This is a genomic window from Actinomycetota bacterium, from assembly GCA_040754375.1.
Taxonomy (GTDB): Bacteria; Actinomycetota; Acidimicrobiia; order Acidimicrobiales; family AC-14; genus JBFMCT01.
Genome location: JBFMCT010000006.1, coordinates 1 through 13,474, shown reverse-complemented (window position 1 = coordinate 13,474; position 13,474 = coordinate 1). Strand labels below are relative to the sequence as shown.

The 13,474-nt window shown below is 72.5% G+C and carries 12 protein-coding genes, 1 tRNA gene and 1 pseudogene; 13 read left to right on the top strand and 1 reads right to left on the bottom strand.

The annotated features are described in order from the left end of the window. Position 1 precedes the first annotated feature (1 nt). From AB1673_04160 to AB1673_04120, 9 genes are all read left to right on the top strand, one after another. Entirely contained in the window at positions 2-2,122 is a 2,121-nt protein-coding gene (locus tag AB1673_04160; protein ID MEW6153173.1) for a CsoS2 family carboxysome shell protein, read from the top strand. A gap of 74 nt (positions 2,123-2,196) precedes the next feature. After that, positions 2,197-3,660, top strand: a complete 1,464-nt coding sequence (locus tag AB1673_04155; protein MEW6153172.1) for a carboxysome shell carbonic anhydrase — start codon at positions 2,197-2,199, stop codon at positions 3,658-3,660. Beyond that, a complete protein-coding gene (locus tag AB1673_04150; protein ID MEW6153171.1) occupies positions 3,657-3,962 on the top strand; it encodes a carboxysome peptide A in 306 nt (101 codons plus the stop codon). Before AB1673_04155 ends, AB1673_04150 begins: the two co-directional genes overlap by 4 nt. After that, positions 3,959-4,219 carry a carboxysome peptide B gene (locus tag AB1673_04145; GenBank protein ID MEW6153170.1) on the top strand — a complete coding sequence of 87 codons (261 nt, stop codon included), beginning with the start codon at positions 3,959-3,961 and terminating at the stop codon, positions 4,217-4,219. Before AB1673_04150 ends, AB1673_04145 begins: the two co-directional genes overlap by 4 nt. 57 nt (positions 4,220-4,276) lie before the next feature. Continuing rightward, on the top strand, positions 4,277-4,609 hold the full coding sequence (locus AB1673_04140) for a BMC domain-containing protein (GenBank protein MEW6153169.1): 333 nt from the start codon (positions 4,277-4,279) through the stop codon (positions 4,607-4,609). After that, positions 4,606-4,971 carry a 4a-hydroxytetrahydrobiopterin dehydratase gene (locus AB1673_04135; GenBank protein MEW6153168.1) on the top strand — a complete coding sequence of 122 codons (366 nt, stop codon included), beginning with the start codon at positions 4,606-4,608 and terminating at the stop codon, positions 4,969-4,971. Before AB1673_04140 ends, AB1673_04135 begins: the two co-directional genes overlap by 4 nt. 250 nt (positions 4,972-5,221) lie before the next feature. After that, positions 5,222-6,181, top strand: a complete 960-nt coding sequence (locus AB1673_04130) for a Nudix family hydrolase (GenBank protein ID MEW6153167.1) — start codon at positions 5,222-5,224, stop codon at positions 6,179-6,181. Between the two features lie 15 nt (positions 6,182-6,196). After that, positions 6,197-7,867 carry a proton-conducting transporter membrane subunit gene (locus tag AB1673_04125; GenBank protein ID MEW6153166.1) on the top strand — a complete coding sequence of 557 codons (1,671 nt, stop codon included), beginning with the start codon at positions 6,197-6,199 and terminating at the stop codon, positions 7,865-7,867. Beyond that, on the top strand, positions 7,864-10,461 hold the full coding sequence (locus AB1673_04120; GenBank protein MEW6153165.1) for a DUF2309 domain-containing protein: 2,598 nt from the start codon (positions 7,864-7,866) through the stop codon (positions 10,459-10,461). The genes AB1673_04125 and AB1673_04120 overlap by 4 nt, the downstream gene beginning before the upstream one ends. A 22-nt stretch (positions 10,462-10,483) precedes the next feature. Here AB1673_04120 and AB1673_04115 read toward each other — a convergent pair whose 3' ends face one another. Further along, positions 10,484-11,203 (bottom strand): dioxygenase, encoded by a 720-nt coding sequence (locus tag AB1673_04115; protein ID MEW6153164.1) that lies wholly within the window; start codon positions 11,201-11,203, stop codon positions 10,484-10,486. A gap of 107 nt (positions 11,204-11,310) precedes the next feature. On the opposite strand from AB1673_04115, the gene AB1673_04110 reads away from it, so the two are divergent. The 4 genes and pseudogenes from AB1673_04110 to AB1673_04095 all read left to right on the top strand — a co-directional run bounded on the left by AB1673_04110 (position 11,311) and on the right by AB1673_04095 (position 13,253). Further along, a tRNA-Cys gene (locus AB1673_04110) sits at positions 11,311-11,385 on the top strand. Positions 11,386-11,530: 145 nt separating this feature from the next. Further along, positions 11,531-12,196 (top strand): annotated as a pseudogene (locus AB1673_04105) (tyrosine-type recombinase/integrase). 97 nt (positions 12,197-12,293) lie between these two features. Continuing rightward, positions 12,294-12,620 carry a tyrosine-type recombinase/integrase gene (locus AB1673_04100; GenBank protein MEW6153163.1) on the top strand — a complete coding sequence of 109 codons (327 nt, stop codon included), beginning with the start codon at positions 12,294-12,296 and terminating at the stop codon, positions 12,618-12,620. Between the two features lie 48 nt (positions 12,621-12,668). Further along, positions 12,669-13,253 carry a helix-turn-helix transcriptional regulator gene (locus tag AB1673_04095; GenBank protein ID MEW6153162.1) on the top strand — a complete coding sequence of 195 codons (585 nt, stop codon included), beginning with the start codon at positions 12,669-12,671 and terminating at the stop codon, positions 13,251-13,253. The last annotated feature ends 221 nt before the right edge of the window (positions 13,254-13,474 follow it).

Here is a 13,474-nt window from a genome sequence, read left to right as displayed (position 1 = left end):
GATGGGGATGTACGCGGTCCAGACCGCCGACAGCGGTGACCTGGCCGCGCTGGCAGACGTCGCCCGCGAGGGCCGCCACGCAGCCATGGCGAGGCGCCGGGCGGTCGCGGCCGGCCGGTCGGCGCTGGCGCCCGGGCGCCAGGCGGCCCGTACCCGCCCGGGCACGGCCGCGCCACCTCCGCCCGCAACCCCCGCGCCACCTCCGCCCCCCGCCGTTCAAGGCGGCCAAGCCGTCCCCGCCGCCCCGCCCTCGTCCACCGGGGGGGTCGCCGATGCCCACGTCGGCCGCACCCTCTCCATGGAGCGTCGCCGCCAGCTCTCCCAGGGCAAGCGCGCCGTCGGCGCGGATGGCGGCCCGGCCACCGGTGCCACCCACGGCCAGGCCAACGGCTCGGCGCCGCCGGCCGCCGGCCAAGCCGTCCCCGCCGCCCCGCCCTCGTCCACCGGTGGGGTGGCCGATGCCCACGTCGGCCGCACCCTCTCCATGGAGCGTCGCCGCCAGCTCTCCCAGGGCAAGCACGCCCTGGTGGGGGCGCGGCCCGCTCACGACGGCGCCGGGACGGCCCCGGAGCAGGATCGGGCTCGCCCCGCCGAGGTGAGCCAGCCGGGCGCGGGGGCCAGCAGCCCGGGGCGCGAGGGAAGGGTGACCTACGCGCCCAAGGTGGTCCTGTCGCCGACCCACGGCGGCCAGCGGGTGACCGGGCTGCGGATCGGTCCGGGTGCCCGCGTCACCGGTGACGAGGCGGGCGCCGCGCTCCCGGTCTCGGGCTCGCAGTACATCGCGGCCGACGGCCCCTCCCCGTCCTCCAGTGCCGGGCGCAAGGTCGGGCAGGTGCGGACCCCCCAAGGCCTGGTCGTCTCGGGCACGACGGTCCGCAACAAGGTCGCCATCACCGGTGACGAGGCGGGGGAGCACCTTCGGATCACGGGCGAAGCCGAGCCCAAGCTCGACGACGACCTCACCCCCCGCGAGGACGGCACCTACCGTTCGGCCCAGTTCCCGCGCCGGGCTGACCCTCACGGCGCGACGGCGGTCGGCACCAGGCTGGCGCCCCCGCGGACGGTGGTCCGCGACGACGGCGGGCGCTGGCACCCGCTGGAGAACACCGACGGAGGGCTGGCCGTCACCGGGACCGCCGTCGGCCGTAGCGGGCGCGTCACCGGTAACGAAGCGGGCGCCTGCCGCCCGATCACGGGCGACCAGTACCAGCATCTCGCCTCCTACTCCAGCGAGTGCGGCGGCACCGGCGGTGGCACGGCGCCGGCCCCGCACCTCAACCGGGCGCGCATCGACCCGGTGACCGGAGCCAAGGTGACGGTCGCCCAGACCTGGGGGGGCCAGCGGGTCACCGGCCCCAACGTGGAGCACGGCCGCAACGTCACCGGCGACGAGCCGGGCGTCTGCCGCCCGGTGACGGGCACGCCCTACCAGGGCCCGTCCACCGTTCTCGGCTGGTGCGAGCCCGACGAGAGTGAGCCCACGGCCCAGCGCTTGGTCCCCCGGCCGCAGGGTGTGGCCGTGACCGGTGACCTCCCCATGCCCGCCAAGGCGGTCACGGGCACCGAGCGCGGCCAGCAGAGGAACGTCACGGGTACGCCCTACTACCGCGACCTGCGGGCCGCGGAGCCGGCCTCTGACGACTGGACCAGCGTGCAGGCCTTCCCGGTGGCCTTGGCCCGTCGCCTGGCAGGCGAGCAGAGCGACGGTCCCGCCACCCAGAAGGGCGAGGACGTCGTGCCTGCTTCCGGCGTGCCAGGGCGCATAACCGGTTCGTTCGCCGTTGGCGACGGCAAGGTGACCGGCAACAACGAGTTCCTGTTCCGGGCCCGCCCGAACCGCGGCCCCCAGCAGCCCGTGGTGACCGGCGAAGGGAGCACCGAAGGCCGGACGATCACCGGGTCGGCTTGGACGGCTCACGATCGGGTGACGGGCACCGAGGGTTACATCGCAGCCGGGCGCAACCCCAGCGAAGGCGGCGGCGGGCGCCACGGCTGGGCCGGCGCAGCCAAGTTCCGCGACCGGGCGACGCCTGGTGACGACCGCCAGAACGTCACCGGCCTGTCCGGTTGGAGCCCGAAGGCGGCGGCCAGGGTGACCCTGTCGGGCGGGGCCCAAGGATGAGGTCGCTCGTCCAGCCTGACGGGCGTTGGCGCGCTCCCTGGGACCATGAGGCCGCCTGGCCTACCCCGGGGGCGGTGGCGACGCCCGTGGCGGGGCGGCGACAGCCCTGGGACGAGGGGCCTGCCCCGACCTCACCGGCGGGCGTCGCGGCGCACCCACTGGCCGAGCCAGCGCTCAGCGCCGCCCTGCGGCAGCGGGCCGAGGAGATCGGCGCTGCCTTCGCTCGGATCGAGCCCACATTGCGGCGCCTGGCACCACGCCAGTTCGACGAGGGCTTCCCCGAGCAGGCCCACCGTGAGCTTGTTGACGCCCTCGGGGTCGACATCGCCACGGCCGAGCTGGAGTCGTCCTGGAGCACACCTCTTCCGTTAGGTCGCGTTCACGCTGGCTGCGTGCTCGGGACCTTCTGCAACCTGGTCGAGCGCCAGTTCGACCGGGACCTCGGGCTGCTCCTCGACGACGGCGAGAGCGCCGAGGTGCTGATCCGGCGGTTCGGCTTCCACGCCGTCGACATCACCTCCTGCGCCGACGGGCGCCTCGGGGGGGCCGTGGACTACATCCTACGGGTCCCGCCGGCAGTCGTCGTGTGGCACGACTCCTATGCCGGTGCCATGTTCAACGTCGAGGACGCGCTGCACCGCTGGGAAGGCGTGGAGCTGCGACGCTGGCGCGAGGGCTGGCCCAACGACGCCAGCGAGCCCACCCGTTACCTCAAGATCGGGCTGTACCACTTCAGCAGCGTCGACCCACGCCGCCAAGGGTGTGCCGCCCACGGCAGTGACGAGGTGCGGGCCGCCACAGCCTTGCTCGACCGGCTCCGCGAGCTCGAGGGCGCCATCGAGTCCACGCAGTGCTGCGCCGCGAGTGTGGCCACGCTCCTTGTCGGGGTGGACACCGACACAGACGCCATCCGCGTCCACGTCCCCGACGCGGCCGGCAGGACGGACGTGGGCCGCTTCGTCTCCAGCGCCACGCTCTACGAGCGCACGGCAAGCCTCGATCGTGAGACCGCCAAGGAGCTGATCCGACAGGAGGTAGCCGACAGTGCCGGTGTGGACGCGGCTGACGCGCCGACCGAGGGCATGCGCTGGCTGTGCGGCTACCTGCTGAAGAACAACATCGGCCAGGTGGACGCCGTGCGGGGCTGGAGCGGCGGGAGCTACGCGGACCCGGGGCACACCGAGAGGCTGGTCGTGGCCGGCGACGCCATGGACGACGTCCAGTTGCGCAACCTCGCCTTCCAGGCGCAGATGCGCACGGTCGAAGAAGGGGCCGTCGACCTCGACGTCGGGATCGGGATCCTGCGCAAGACCAACTCGCCCCAGGGCCTCGCTGTCCCCGTGCTCGTGCACGTGGCCTACGACGAGCGCATTCCCGGTGCCAGCGACGGGGCGCGCGAACGCGCGCTGCGCCTGGCCTCGGCCATCGAGACCCGGTACGCGGGGGCGGCCGGCCCTGCCGGTCTCGTCACCCAGAGCGTCGTCCGAGCGCGCGGGCGGGCGCGCCTCGATGTGGTCGAGCAGGGGGCACAGCGATGAAGATCTGCCGTGTCGAAGGGACCCTCGTGGCCACCGCTCGCATCGGCGGGCTGGACCACCACCGGCTGTTGGTCGTGCAGGAGCGCCGGGGCGGGGGCAAGCAGGTGGCTGTCGACCCTGTCGGGTGCAAGCCCGGCGACTGGGTGATCGTGGTCGGCAGTTCGGCGGCGCGCGAGGCCGCCGGCAACAAGGACTACCCGAGCGACTTCACCATCGTCGGCATCATCGACTACTGGGACGACGAGGAGGGCCAGGGGGAGGCACCGGCCCCCCGGTCGCCGGACGGCGGGAGGCGGCGATGAACATCCATCGCGTCGCCAGCGACCTCGTCGCCACCCATCGAACTCCCTCGCTGGCCGACAAGTCGCTACGGGTGGTCGAGGACCACAGCGGGAACCTCGAAGTTGCCCTCGACCCGGTCGGCGCCAAGCCGGGCGACTTCGTGATCACCATCGGCATCTCGGCGGCCCGCATAGCCGCCGGCGACCCGAGGATCACCACCGACCTGACCATCGGCGGGATCATCGACCACTGGAGCGAGGAGCGCTGGCGCGCCTGACTCGGTCCGACTGACCCCTGTTACACCCGAGATCCAACTGACTAATGGAGGATGAAGATGGCCAGCCAGAATGAGAAGATGGGTATCGCCTTGGGCATGATCGAAACCCGGGGGCTCGTCCCGGCGATCGAGGCTGCCGACGCCATGACCAAGGCTTCCGAGGTGAGGCTGATCGGTCGCCAGTTCGTCGGGGGCGGCTATGTCACCGTGCTCGTCCGGGGCGAGACGGGTGCCGTCAACGCCGCAGTCCGTGCCGGCGCTGACGCCTGCGAGCGGGTTGGTGACGGCCTGGCTGCCGCCCACATCATTGCCCGCCCGCACACCGAGGTGGAGCAGATCCTTCCGACCGGTGCCGACGACACCCAGATCTCCGGCCAGGCGGCGAGCTGATCGTCAGCTCACCGCGGAAGGGGCGACGCCAGCCGGCCGGGCTCGGCGTCGAGGATCCCATTCATCGTGAGGAGACCAAGATGACCATGGAACCCCAAGGGCCGGAGGGCTGGACAGAGGTCGCGCAGCCGTCGATGCTGTACCGCCGCTTCGACTTTGCCGCCTACCCCGAGGCACGGGCTTTCCTCGACCGGCTCGCCTGCCTGTCGAAGGAGACCGGCCTCTACCCGGACCTCAGCTTCAGCCGGACGCATGTCAACGTCACGGTCTACGGGCCCGGTGGAGCGGTCGTCGGGATGGAGGCACGGATGTTCGCCGCCCGTGCCGGGGCTCTCGCCAACGTGGACGCGGCGTTGAGATGACACCCGCCAAACCCAGCGCGGCCATCCCCGCGCGACAGGCGAGGACGGCGGCGGCGACCAAGGACGGCACCCGAGGGGGTCGGACGGGCACTGCGGACCAGGGTTCGGCCCCGCCGGTGAGCACCGGGCCCGCCGGCCCGGGAGGAGGGGGGACAACGGTGTCGCCCAGGACACATCGGGCGCTGCACCCGGAACGGGTGTGGCCGGACTGATGCTGCCCTGCCGCCGCCGACCGCTAGTCGGTCGTCCCGTGGTCGACGTCGCGGTCGGCGTTCTCCGAGCTCCGGACGGGCGCGTGTTGCTGGCCGAGCGTAAGCCCGGCAAGGACGCGGCCGGCTTCTGGGAGCTGCCCGGGGGCCAAGTCGACCCCGGCGAGAGCGCGGCCCAGGCCGCGGCTCGCGAGCTGCTCGAGGAGGTCGGCGTCCAGGCCCTCGAACTTGCGCCGTGGAGGGTGTACGAGCACGACTTCCCGGCTAAACGGGTGCGATTGCACTGGTTCCACGTGTGCCGGTGGTCAGGTGAGCCCCGCGGCAGGGAAGGCCAACGGCTGGCCTGGGTGGACCCGGGGCGCCCCACGGTCGGGCCGTTGCTGCCCAGCAACGAGCTCGCCCTCACCACGTTGGCGCTCCCCGACCTGGTGGCCGTCGCCCGTGTCGCCCGGGCGCCGGGCGCATTGGAAGAGACGCTGGCCACGATCCCGTCGCTGGCGGCCAGAGGTGTGCGCTTGGTGATAGTCCGGGCACCGGAGCTCGCTCCCGCCCAGCGGGTCCAGCTCACCCGCCGGCTGCGCCAGCTCCGGCGGGGGACCGACCTGCGCCTGCTCCTGTCGGGGACGGCACTCGAGGCCCGGCAGGCAGGGGCCTGCGGTGTGCATAGCACCGCCGCCGCCCTGGCTCGCATGACGGAGCGGCCTCCGGCTCGCCTGTGGGCCGTTTCCGCTCACAGCGCCGGCGACCTCGGGCGGGCCGCAGCTCTCGGGGCCGACGTGGCGCTCCTGTCGCCCGTTCTCCCCACACCTTCCCACCCTGGCGACCAGGCGCTGGGATGGCCCGGACTGCGGGCGCTGGTCGAAGCCAGCCCGGTACCCGTGTACGCCCAAGGGGGCCTCGGGCCCGACGACGTCCGCGCTGCACGTGACGCGGGGGCGCTGGGTGTGGCAGTCGACGCCTCCCGCCTTCCCTGGCCGGGCGGCGACGCGACCACGCGCTGATCGAGGGGCCATCAGATGACTCTGACCGAGGCATTGGTGGTCCTCGTCCCGGCCCTGCCTGCCATCGCCGCCGGGGCAATAGCCCTCGCCACCCCCGTTGGCTGGTCGACCCCCACGGCGAGGGTCGGGGAGCGGAGCTGCCGGTGGGCGGTGGGGGCGGCCGCGGCCGCCTTCGCGGTGGCGGTCGCCGTAGCCGTCGTCGTGGCTGTGGACGGACCTTTCGCGGCGGTCGTCGAGGGGAGTGACGGCGACGCCCTCGTCGGTTTCCATGCGAGCCGGGTCACGAGTGTGCTCGGCCTGCTCACCACCGGCGTCGGCCTGGTCGTGCAGTCGTTCGCCGGCCGCAACATGCAGGGGGACCTCCGAGGGCGTCGCTTCTTCGTGCTGGCCTCGCTCCTGACTGCGGCGACCACCTCGGTGGCCTTCGCGGCCACTCTCGGCGTGCTGTGTGCTTCGTGGATCGTGGCCGGCGCGGCCCTGGCGAAACTGGTGGCGCACCGGGCCACCTGGCAACCGGCGCCCCGTGCTGCCGAACGGGTCAGGCGTAGCCTCCAGGTGGGCGACGGCGCGCTCCTGCTGGCCACCCTGCTGGCCATCGTGTCCGCCGGCGAGGTCGATCTCCGCTCACCAGCCGGGGCTGCCACCGAGCTGGCGAACGAGTCGATCCCGTTGCTCGGTTGGAGCGTCTTGCCGGTGGTCGCCGTGCTTCTGGCGGTCGCCAGCGTCTCTCGGTCCGCCCTCGTGCCGCTGCACCGGTGGCTGCCATCCACGATCGCCGCCCCCACGCCGGTTTCGGCGCTGCTCCACGCGGGCGTGGTCAACGGGGCCGGCGTCCTGCTGGTAAGGCTGGCCCCGGTGTTCGGGTCGTCGGCCCTGGCCACGCACCTCGCCTTCGCGGCGGGCGCGATCACGGCCTGCTACGCGACCTCCGTGAAGCTGGTACGCAGCGACGTGAAGGGCAACCTGGCCTGGTCGACGGCCGGCCAGATGGGGTTCATGACGGTCCAGGTGGCCATCGGTGCGCTCGCGGCGGCGTTGCTCCACGTCGTCGGGCACGGCATGTACAAGGCCGCGCTGTTCCTGGCCGCCGGGGGCTCGGTGGCCGCCCATCACCGTCACCACCAGCGCCCGGCCCCCCGGGTCGTCGCCCGCAGGCCCCGGCTGGCGGTCGCGGTGGTCGTTCCCGCCTTGGCCCTATGGGCCGCGTACGCCGCCTTCCACCCGCACATGTCAACAGCCGCGTTCGTGCTCGTGACGGTGTTCGCGTGGGCAACGGCAGCCCGGGCGGCCGACGGGTGGATGCGCTCGGCGCCGTTCCGGCCCGTGGGGGCAGTGGTAGCGGCCGCCCTCGGAGCCACCGCCGGTGTGTTCGCCTACATCGGCGGGCTCACGACCTTGGAGACCTTCGTCGCCCCGGCGCTGCCGGCCGACATCGCCGAACCGGTCAGCGCCGCTCTCCTGGTGGCGACCCTGGCGGTGATCGCGGTTGTCGTGGCCGCCTTCTGGCTGGCCCCGGGGGAGCGGATGCGCGCGCTGCGCAGCCGGGTATACGCCCTCGTGCTCACCTCTGCCCCCGTCGCCGTCCCGTTGACGACGCGCGGTAGCTCGACCGGGGTCGCCCCGGTGCCGGAGACCCGCCACCTTCAGCCCCGCGTGGAGACGGTCCGATCGACGCGAGCGATATGAACGACCGGAACGACGACCACCGCGGACGATCGGCCCGCGACGCCGAGCTACTCGCTGACATCTCGATGGCGGCCGAGATCGTCGCGCCGCTCTGGCCGTTGACCAGCTTCGTGGCGGTCAACCCCCTTCTCGGCCTGCAGCACCTCTCGTTCGACGACGCCACGGCGGTCGCCCGGCGGTGGTTGCGGGCACGCACCCACCTGACCATGGCCGCGTCCCGGGAGGCCTACGAGCGCGGGTCCGTCTCCGACGCGGACCTGCGGCGCGCCATTGTCGGGGCTGGCCCTACCTTGGCCTCCCAGCCCGGCATCGAGATCGGCGATCGAACGGTCGATGCCGTGGAGATCATCCGTTTGGACCTTCTGTTGGGGCCCGACGACAAGCCCCGTGACGCCAGCCGCGATCGGCTCGGCCGCACCGACGTCGAGACCGTCCGAGCGGTCAGCGAGTTGGTGGCTGCGTGGTGCGCGGTCTTCGTCGACGAGGCCCACGTCCCGTGGCCCATGCCCGGCCGTGATCGAGGCTTCTTCCGTGCGTGGCGGGAGCTGGCGAGCTACGACCGGCGGCTCCGGCGCCTCGCAGGCCCGGAGGGAATGGGTTGGCTGGCGGGGCTACCTGATCAACCAGTCGAGGCCCTCGACGTGTCCCTCGAGACGCTGGGCGTGGGGCCAGACCGAGTCGACGCCCTTCGCCACCACCTTGGGCGGCTCCCGGGTTGGGCGGGGTACGCCCGCTGGCATGACGAGTGGGCGCCGCCCGACAGCCACCGTCCCCGGTTACGCCTCGTGGACCTGCTCGCCGCCCAGGTGGCCGCGACCGCCGCCGCGGCTCACAGCGCCTCCGCCGCCCCACCGGCAGCGCAGCAGAGCGCCGCGCTGGAGGACGAGAGGCTCCGCGATCGCCGAGTGGCGGCCGTGCTGGACGCTCTGGGTAGCCGGCCCGACGACCCGCTCGTCACCTCCGCGGTGCGGGGCGTGCTGGAGCAGGTACCCCCGCGGGTACGGAACTCGATGTGGCTCGATGCCCAGGAGGGCAACTTCCGCGACCGTCTCCTGGGCCTATTGAGCCGACCGGGGCCGGGCCCGCAGACCGATCGACCGGACGTGCAGGTGGCCTTCTGTATCGACGTGCGCTCAGAGGGGCTACACCGGCACCTCCAGGCCTGCGGGCCCTACGACACCCTCGGGTTCGCCGGGTTCTTCGGGGTACCCGTGCGCTGGCGGCCCCTAGGGTCCAGGCTGAGCCAACCGCGTTGCCCGGTGCTGTTGACACCCCGCCACGAGGTCGCCGAGCAGCCTGTGGTGGCCGACGGCGCTCTCGGCTACCTGACCGCCCAGCGAGCTGCCGGCGCAGGGCACGAAGCCTTCCACGCCGCCAAGGGCAGCCCGGGTGGCCCGTTCGCCCTGGCCGAGGCCGCGGGTTACGTGATGGGCCCGGCAGCCGCGGCCAGAACGCTGGCCCCGGGACTGGTGCGGCGCCTCAAAGCGATGAGTGCCCGCCTGGTCGCCCCTCCCCAGACACGACCGGCCGTCGAAGCGGAGGACGGCGACGGGCTCGGCTTGACCGTCGAAGAGCGGGTGTCGTTCGCGACGAGCATCATCCGGACGATGGGCCTGACCCGGTTCGCCCGGCTCGTGGTCCTCTGCGGGCACGGCAGCTACAACCTCAACAACCCGCATGCGTCCTCCTATGACTGTGGCGCGTGCGGCGGCGCCCCCGGAGGTCCCAGCGCCCGGATGGCCGCGGCCATCCTCAACGACCCCGGGGCCCGTGCCGGCCTGGCCGAGGGCGGGATAGTGGTGCCCGAGGACACCCTCTTCGTTGCCGCCCAGCATGACACCGTCTCGGACGTGGTGTCCGTTCTCGACCGCCAGGCCGTACCGGAAAGCCACGAGCCCCTAGTGGCCGCTTTCGAGCGCGACGTGGCCACTGCTGGCGCACGGCTGGCCCGCGAGCGCGCCGGGCGGCTCCCGGGAGAGCCCGGGAAGGTCCGGGCCCGCGGGCACGACTGGGCGCAGGTGCGGCCGGAATGGGGGCTGGCGGGCAACGCTGCCTTCGTCGTGGGCCCCCGCTCGATCACGGCCGGGCTCGACCTCGCGTGCCGGGTCTTCCTGCACTCCTACGACGCCGAGGCCGATGGCGACGGGACCGCCCTGGAGACGATCCTCACCGCGCCCCTCGTCGTGGCCCAGTGGATATCCGCCCAGTACTACTTCTCGTCGGTCGACCCCGATCAGTTCGGCGCGGGGGACAAGACGCTTCACAACCCGGTCGGCGGCATCGGCGTCGTCCTCGGTGAGGGGGGCGACCTCCAGGTCGGCCTCCCGGCCCAGGCCGTGGGTGTCGGGGACCGGCGTATGCACGAACCCCTTCGCCTGCTCGCCGTCATCCAGGCGCCCCGCGACCGCATCGAGGCCATCATCGGGCGCCACCAGGTGCTGGTCGACCTGATCGGCGGCCAGTGGGTCACGGTGGCCGCCCGATCGCGCGAGGACGAGCAGTGGTCGGTCCGTAGCCCGGCCGGGACATGGGCGCCGTGGGCCCCAGCGGACGACACGGTGGACTACACCAGCGCCTCACTGGAGGTGCGATGAGCGGGCGCGGGCCGGGTTCGGGTCAGGTACGGACTACGAAGTCGTACTCGCCTTGGCGGCCCGCCGGCGTGTCGCTCATGGTCATCTCCAACGCCCGGTTGTAGATCCCGTCCGAGGCGTTGCGGGCGTCCCCCGGGAAGTAGAGCTGGGTGGTCAGGACCGGTCCGTTGGGGGCCTGGACCTTGACGTGGATGTGCCGGGTGCGCCCCGGGTAGAGGCCGGGCACCACCGTCTCGAATCGGTAACGGCCCTGGGCGTCGGTGAAGGCGTGGCCCCGCAGCCGGTAGCCCGAGTTGTCGTAGGTGCCGTCGCCGTCGGCCTGCCACATATCGACCAGGGCCCGGCCCACCGGTTGGCAACTGGTGGTGAGGACGGCACCCGTCACGACGAGCCGGGCCCCACTGTTCACGTCGGCGTAGAGGTTCGTCTTGGCCGGGGAGTTGGGTGTGAAGTACGGCCCTTCGGTCTGGGCCACCGTCAGGTCGTCGGCGTCGGCGCACTCGGGCGTCGGCGCCAAGGTGGTGGGCGAGGCCTGGCCTCCGGCGGTCTCGGTGGTCACCGGCCGGTCGCCTGTTGGGGGAGCGCCCCCCGTGGTCGGGGCCTGGCCTCCGGCCTCGGTGCCCGCGCCGGTACCGCGGCTGCAGGCAGCCAGCACAGCGGCCACGGCCACACCCGCGCCGGCCCCGATCAACCGCCGCCGGGACATCGAAGGGTCAGGGGCGGGCTCGTGTTCGCCTGTCATGGTCCCCAGGATGGTCGATCCTCCTGGCCGATTGCTGGGCGCGTCCCGGGAGAAAGCTGAGAGCCCTGCCGGGGGCGACCCCCGGGCCCCGGTAGGATGATCGTCCTGGCGGCGTGGCCGAGTGGTTCAGGCAAGGGCCTGCAAAGCCCTGTACGGGGGTTCGATTCCCCCCGCCGCCTCCAGGGGTCCTGATCTGGTATAACCCCAGGTCAGGCCCACGTTTTCGGTGTGTCCGGCAGGGCCGGTCAGTGACCGCTGGATACCCCCACAACCCCTGGTTTCGCTCCCACAGCGCTCTCAAGGCGCTCCCACGGGATCGACAGGAGGATGGAGATGGGGTTCATCGAGAAGCGCAGCGGCCGCTACCGCGCGCGCTACCGGGACCCGCTGGGGCGCCAGCGGTCCGAGAGGTTCAGCTGCAAGGCCGACGCCGAGCGGTTCATCCGCGAGATGCAGGTCGACATCGAGCGGGGTCGGTGGATCGACCCGGCCGGAGCCGATGTCGCGCTCGGCACCTGGGCCGAGGAGTTCCTGTCGCTCGCCCGGCGGCTGTCGCCGTCGACGCAGGAGACCTACGCCCGCGACCTCAACCGGTACGTGCCGCCGAGGTTCGGCTCGTACCGCATCGGACGGCTACCGGCGGACGAGATCGAGAACTGGCTCAACGACGAGATCGCCGCCGGCATCGCGCCGTCGTCGGTCCACCGCCATTACCGGGTGCTCCGCCGCGAGCTGCAGGTCGCGGTGGAGAAGGAGAAGATCCCGACCAACCCGTGCGACCGCGTCCAGCCGCCACGGGTGCCGAAGAGGGAGATGGTCTTCCTCACCTGGGAGGAAGCAGTCGACCTCGCGGAGGCGATCAACGAGCGCTACCGGGCACTGATCTACCTGGCGGTCGACAGCGGCATGCGGTGCAGCGAGCTGGTCGGGCTCCGCCGGGCGAAGGTCGACCTCAACCGCGGCAAGGTGCGGGTCACCGAGCAGCACATCCGGCTCGAGGCGGGTGAGTGGCTCCGCAAGGAGCCGAAGACGGCGGCTGGCGTCCGGTCGATCACGATCTCTCGGGAGACGGCGGCGATTCTCGCCGAGCATGTCGAGCGGTTCACCGTGCCGGGCCTCGACTCGCTCGTGTTTCCCGAACCCGCTGATCTCATCGAGCTTCTGGCAGCACTACTTCAAGCCGGCGCTCGACGCTGCTGGTCTCACCTGCCGGTTCCACGACCTCAGGCACACGAGCGTCGCCCTGGCCATCGCCGAGGGCGCCCACCCGAAGGCCATCCAGGTGCGCATGGGCCACTCCTCGATCAACGTGACGCTGGACCGCTACGGCCACCTGTTCCCGGAGCTGGACGAGGCGATCGCCGTTGGCTTCGGAGCACGGCTGGCGGAGGTGCGGCGCCTGCGAAGCGCGAGCTGACGCGCGCCGGTGTTGTCGACCGTAGTAGTAGCGTTTACGCTACCCCTTATGGATGAAGGGCTCGCCGCGACACTCGCGAAGGCGGCGCGCGACCGGGCAGGTTTGTCTCGGCGCGCCCTGGCTTCGAGAGCAGCGGTGCCGACATCCACAGTCTCGCGGATCGAGGCCGGGGAGGTCGACCCAACGGTCGGGATGCTCGAGCGCATCGTCGAAGCCGCTGGGTCCCGCCTGGTCCTTGCGCTGGAGCCTGCCGACGCCGAGCCGACGCTGGCCTCACTCTCCACCGCCGTCGAGCAGGTTGGCGGGAGGCTCAAGATCGACTGGACCCGCCTGCGCGGCTTCGCTGACTGGGGCGCCCAGCATCCTGAGCGGCTCGGACGGGCCCTGGCCGACCCGCCGGCCCGGACCGGGACGCCCTTCGACGCCCTCCTCGCCGCCTTCGCTGAGGAGCTGGCCGCAGAGCACGGCCTTCCGCGACCGCGCTGGACGAGGTCGGTCGGGCCTCTGCAGGAGGAGTGGGCAGCACCGGGGACCCCCAGGATGAGGGCCGAGGCGGCGGCCACCACACCTGAACCGTTCCGGCGTCGCAACCTGGTCCTGGCGCGCTCCGCGCTGTTCCGACAGGCGGCATGAACCTACCCCCGGAGCCCGGACACGCGAACCAGTATGAGCTGGTAGAGAGGATGTCCGTATGGCAGGGAGATCACCGCAGCGCTACACGGCGGAGGTAAGTGTTCACGTAGCTGGCGGCGTGGGTGGCATCCACGGATCGCCCTTGAAGAGCCGGGTGAGGGCGTCGATGGCGGGGACGTCGTGCTTGCGGGTGGTGGACAGGTAGCTGCGTAGGTGGGCGA

Excerpts from the sequence above, each read along its gene's own strand:
- AB1673_04120 (MEW6153165.1), top strand. The coding sequence starts at position 7,864 with ATGAACGACCGGAACGACGACCACCGCGGACGATCGGCCCGCGACGCC.
- AB1673_04115 (MEW6153164.1), bottom strand. The coding sequence starts at position 11,203 with ATGACAGGCGAACACGAGCCCGCCCCTGACCCTTCGATGTCCCGGCGG.
- AB1673_04145 (MEW6153170.1), top strand. The coding sequence starts at position 3,959 with ATGAACATCCATCGCGTCGCCAGCGACCTCGTCGCCACCCATCGAACT.
- AB1673_04150 (MEW6153171.1), top strand. The coding sequence starts at position 3,657 with ATGAAGATCTGCCGTGTCGAAGGGACCCTCGTGGCCACCGCTCGCATC.
- AB1673_04125 (MEW6153166.1), top strand. The coding sequence starts at position 6,197 with ATGACTCTGACCGAGGCATTGGTGGTCCTCGTCCCGGCCCTGCCTGCC.
- AB1673_04100 (MEW6153163.1), top strand. The coding sequence starts at position 12,294 with ATGTCGAGCGGTTCACCGTGCCGGGCCTCGACTCGCTCGTGTTTCCCG.
- AB1673_04140 (MEW6153169.1), top strand. The coding sequence starts at position 4,277 with ATGGCCAGCCAGAATGAGAAGATGGGTATCGCCTTGGGCATGATCGAA.
- AB1673_04160 (MEW6153173.1), top strand. The coding sequence starts at position 2 with ATGGGGATGTACGCGGTCCAGACCGCCGACAGCGGTGACCTGGCCGCG.
- AB1673_04095 (MEW6153162.1), top strand. The coding sequence starts at position 12,669 with ATGGATGAAGGGCTCGCCGCGACACTCGCGAAGGCGGCGCGCGACCGG.